We start from the raw sequence: 3,997 nt of genomic DNA on the forward strand, positions 1-3,997 counted from the left end.
GCCGCGGCCCGCGCGGTCCTGGCCGGGCGGGCCATCCCCCAGGAGGCCCGCCCCGAGCCGCTGCTCGAGGAGATCGGGCGCGCCCTGCACCTGCCGCCCCCGGACCTCGCCTCCGCCGCCGATCCCGGCCTCCTCCTCGCCGAGGCCGGCGCGGCCCTCCGTGCCCTGCGGCGGGGCCAGCCGGGGGCTGTCGGCGCGGACGGGATGACGAAGTGTGAACACATCGCGCAGCTGCTCGCGGCGCTCGCCGTGGACCGCCTCCACTGGGAGCTCCTCGCCCAGCTGGTCGAGCACGGCGGGGCGCCGCCGATCGCCCGCGAGACCCTCCTCCAGGAGCTCGTCGCCGATCCCACCAGACGCCCTCACCCGGACGTCTGCGCAGGTGGGAGGGTGTACGTGCTGCTCGAGGAGATGCGCTGCGTGGCCTCGGCGGCGCTCGATGCCGCAGGGCCCGCCGCGCGCGGCACGGCGCGCCCTGCGTGGCGGGCGCTGACCGCTCTGCTGGTCCTGCTCGCCTGGTGGAACCACCGCTTCGCGACCGCGGGGAGCCTCGTCGACGAGCTCCGGCATCGGGAACCGGACTCCACTCTGGCACCCTTGCTGTCGAGAATGACCGACACCCCCGTCTTCCCCGCCTGGTGGCCCAGCACCTGAGGGGAGGGGGAGCCCGGGAGCACCGCGCCGGGCAGGAAGGAACGCTGCCGATGACCCTCCTCGGAGAGCACCGCGGCCCCGACGCCCCGACCGACCCGCAGGGCGACGGAGGGCCCGCCGCCCACGCCGCGGCGGAGCACCGCACGGGGACCCCCGCCCTGCTCGGGGCATGGCATCCCGACCGCGGCGGGGGAGACCGACGGTTCACCTCGATCGGCGCGCTGCCGCTCGAGAGCGGCGAGGTGCTCGAGGACGTCACGATGGCCTACGAGACCTGGGGGACCCTCGACCGCGACCGCGGCAACGCCGTCCTCGTCCTCCATGCCCTGACCGGCGACTCCCATGTGCGCGGCGCCGCCGGGCCGTCCCACCCGACGCCCGGCTGGTGGGAGGAGATCGTCGGACCCGGGCGGCCGATCGACACCGACCGGTACTTCGTCATCGCCCCCAACGTGCTCGGCGGCTGCCAGGGCAGCACCGGACCGAGCTCCGCCGCTCCCGACGGACGCCCTTATGGCTCCCGCTTCCCGCAGGTGACGATCCGTGACCAGGTCGCGGCCGAGCACCGCCTCGCCGAGGAGCTGGACCTGCCCCGCTGGGCGCTGGTGATCGGCGGTTCGATGGGCGGCATGCGGGCGATCGAATGGGGAGCCACCCACCCCGAGCAGGTCGAGCGCCTCGCCGTGATCGCCTCGTCGGCCCGCGCGAGCGCCGACCAGATCGCCTGGAACAGCGCCCAGGTCGCGGCGATCCGCGTCGACCCCGCCTTCCACGGCGGCGACTACTACCACCTCCCGCCGGAGGAGGGCCCCCACGCCGGGCTCGGTATCGCACGCCGCATCGCCCACACCACCTATCGCACCGCCGACGAGCTCGAGGCGCGCTTCGGCAACCGCTCCCAGGGCCCCGAGAACCCGCTCGACGGCAGCGGCCGGCACCAGGTGACCAGCTACCTCGACCATCACGCGGTCAAGCTCTCCCGCCGCTTCGACGCGAACTCCTATGTCACCCTCGCCCAGTCGATGAGCACCCATGACGTGGGCCGCGACCGCGAGGGCACCGCCGCGGCCCTGCGGCGCGTGCGTGCCCGGACCCTGGTCGTCGCGATCGACTCCGACCGCCTCTTCCCGCCGGAGCTCGTGCGTGAGATCGCCGAGCACGTCCCGGACGCCCGCTGGCAGCTGGCGAGCTCGCCGATCGGGCACGACGCCTTCCTGCTGGCCCATCCGGGACTGGAGAAGTGGATCGGCGACCTGCTGGACCACTAAGCTGGCCGCGCCGCAGCACCGCTGCGCAGGGAGGAGACGTCGCGTGACCATCGTCGTGGGGTACGCCCCGTCCACGCAGGGGAGGGCCGCGCTGCGCGCAGGCATCCGCTACGCCGAGCGCACGGGATCGCCGCTGCTCGTCGCCGCCCATCAGCACGCCGCGCCCGGCAGCGGAGGGGCCGCCGCGACCGAGGAGGAGGTGCGCGCCGAGCTCGAGGAGCAGGGCGCGGACCTCGAGGGCGTCATGATCCGCCGAGGCCCCGACCGCGAGATCGGCGAGTTCCTGCTCGCCACGATCGAGGACGTCCAGGCCGAGCTCGTGGTGATCGGGCTGCGCCGCAAGTCGCCGATCGGGAAGCTGAACCTCGGCGCCTCCGCCCGCAGGGTCGTGCTCGGCGCCCCCTGCCCTGTGCTCACCGTCAAGGACCAGGACCCCGCCTGAACCGCAGCGGGCGCCGCCCGGGACGCGACGGCACGGAGGCGCCGATCGCGTGCCGTGCGGCCGAGGGCCCTGGGGCGGGAATACCTGCCCCTGAAGAGCGTTACACTGATCAGGCTTGACGGCACCGTGCCTTCGTGCGCCCCTTCCGCGGTACAGACCGGGAACGCGACACGCGGCGCACACCGTGAGCCGCGCCGAGAAGACCGATCGCCCGAGTGCGGCGGACCGCCCGCACCGGGCCGCCGCCGGAAGAAGGAACTCTGTGACCTCCTCCAAGACTGCTGAGACCGCCACCGCGGCGAAGAACAGCACCAGCGCCGCGGCCTCGACGACCGACGAGGCCGTCGAGGGCGGTGCCCCCGTGACCGACGAGGGCGGTGCCGCGAAGACCACCACCAAGACGGCCGCGAAGAAGACGGCCGCGAAGAAGGCCGCTCCCTCGAGCCGGGGCGCCTCCGCCAAGCGCACCAGCGCCAAGGCCGCCGCGAAGACCCCCGATCAGGCCGAGGCCCCCGAGGCCGAGGACTCCGCCGAGGAGGCCGAGGCGCCCAAGGCCTCCTCCGGCGACCGCAAGGTCGAGGAGTCCGGCGGCTTCGTGTACAATGCCGCCGAGGACGACGCCCCCGCCCAGCAGGTCGTCACCGCCGGCGCGACCGCCGACCCGGTCAAGGACTACCTCAAGCAGATCGGCAAGGTCGCGCTGCTCAACGCCGCCCAGGAGGTCGAGCTCGCCGAGCGCATCGAGGCCGGCCTCTACGCCGAGCAGAAGCTCAAGGGCGACGAGTCCTATCGCGACAAGAACGGCCGCCTCACCAAGGCAGGCCGCGAGCTGACGATGATCGCGGACGACGGGCGCGCCGCGAAGGACCACCTGCTCGAGGCGAACCTCCGCCTCGTCGTCTCCCTCGCCAAGCGCTACACCGGCCGCGGCATGCTGTTCCTGGACCTCATCCAGGAGGGCAACCTGGGCCTGATCCGCGCGGTCGAGAAGTTCGACTACGCCAAGGGCTACAAGTTCTCCACCTACGCCACCTGGTGGATCCGTCAGGCGATCACCCGCGCCATGGCGGACCAGGCCCGCACCATCCGCATCCCGGTGCACATGGTCGAGGTCATCAACAAGCTCGCCCGAGTGCAGCGCCAGATGCTCCAGGACCTGGGCCGCGAGCCCACCCCGGAGGAGCTCGCCAAGGAGCTCGACATGACCCCCGAGAAGGTCGTCGAGGTCCAGAAGTACGGCCGCGAGCCGATCTCCCTGCACACCCCGCTGGGCGAGGACGGCGACAGCGAGTTCGGCGACCTTATCGAGGACTCCGAGGCCGTCGTCCCCGCGGACGCGGTGAGCTTCACCCTCCTGCAGGAGCAGCTCCACTCGGTGCTGGACACCCTCTCCGAGCGCGAGGCCGGCGTGGTCTCCATGCGGTTCGGCCTCGAGGACGGCCAGCCCAAGACGCTCGACGAGATCGGCAAGGTCTACGGCGTCACCCGTGAGCGGATCCGCCAGATCGAGTCCAAGACCATGAGCAAGCTGCGCCACCCCTCGCGCTCCCAGGTGCTGCGCGACTACCTGGACTGATCAGGGCGCAGCTCTCATCACCGGGCGGGCCCGGGATCCTCCGCGGATCCCGGGCCC

The 3,997-nt window shown here is 73.1% G+C and carries 3 protein-coding genes and 1 pseudogene; all 4 read left to right on the plus strand.

All coding sequences use genetic code 11. The annotated features are described in order from the left end of the window. A pseudogene (locus HMPREF3159_RS11460) lies at nt 1–654 on the plus strand (hypothetical protein); the annotation flags it as partial. Nucleotides 655–704: 50 nt separating this feature from the next. Further along, nucleotides 705–1,922 carry a homoserine O-acetyltransferase MetX gene (locus tag HMPREF3159_RS11465; RefSeq protein ID WP_070501133.1) on the plus strand — a complete coding sequence of 406 codons (1,218 nt, stop codon included), beginning with the start codon at nt 705–707 and terminating at the stop codon, nt 1,920–1,922. A gap of 43 nt (nt 1,923–1,965) precedes the next feature. Further along, nucleotides 1,966–2,364, plus strand: a complete 399-nt coding sequence (locus tag HMPREF3159_RS11470; RefSeq protein WP_070501134.1) for a universal stress protein — start codon at nt 1,966–1,968, stop codon at nt 2,362–2,364. 184 nt (nt 2,365–2,548) lie between these two features. Further along, nucleotides 2,549–3,940 carry an RNA polymerase sigma factor gene (locus HMPREF3159_RS11475; protein WP_083305927.1) on the plus strand — a complete coding sequence of 464 codons (1,392 nt, stop codon included), beginning with the start codon at nt 2,549–2,551 and terminating at the stop codon, nt 3,938–3,940. Nucleotides 3,941–3,997: the final 57 nt, after the last annotated feature.

Source organism: Brachybacterium sp. HMSC06H03, from assembly GCF_001807385.1.
GTDB classification, from domain to species: Bacteria; Actinomycetota; Actinomycetes; order Actinomycetales; family Dermabacteraceae; genus Brachybacterium; species Brachybacterium conglomeratum.

What these genes read in the sequence shown, in the direction of transcription:
- HMPREF3159_RS11465 (WP_070501133.1), top strand. Translation starts at nt 705, where the DNA reads ATGACCCTCCTCGGAGAGCACCGCGGCCCCGACGCCCCGACCGACCCG.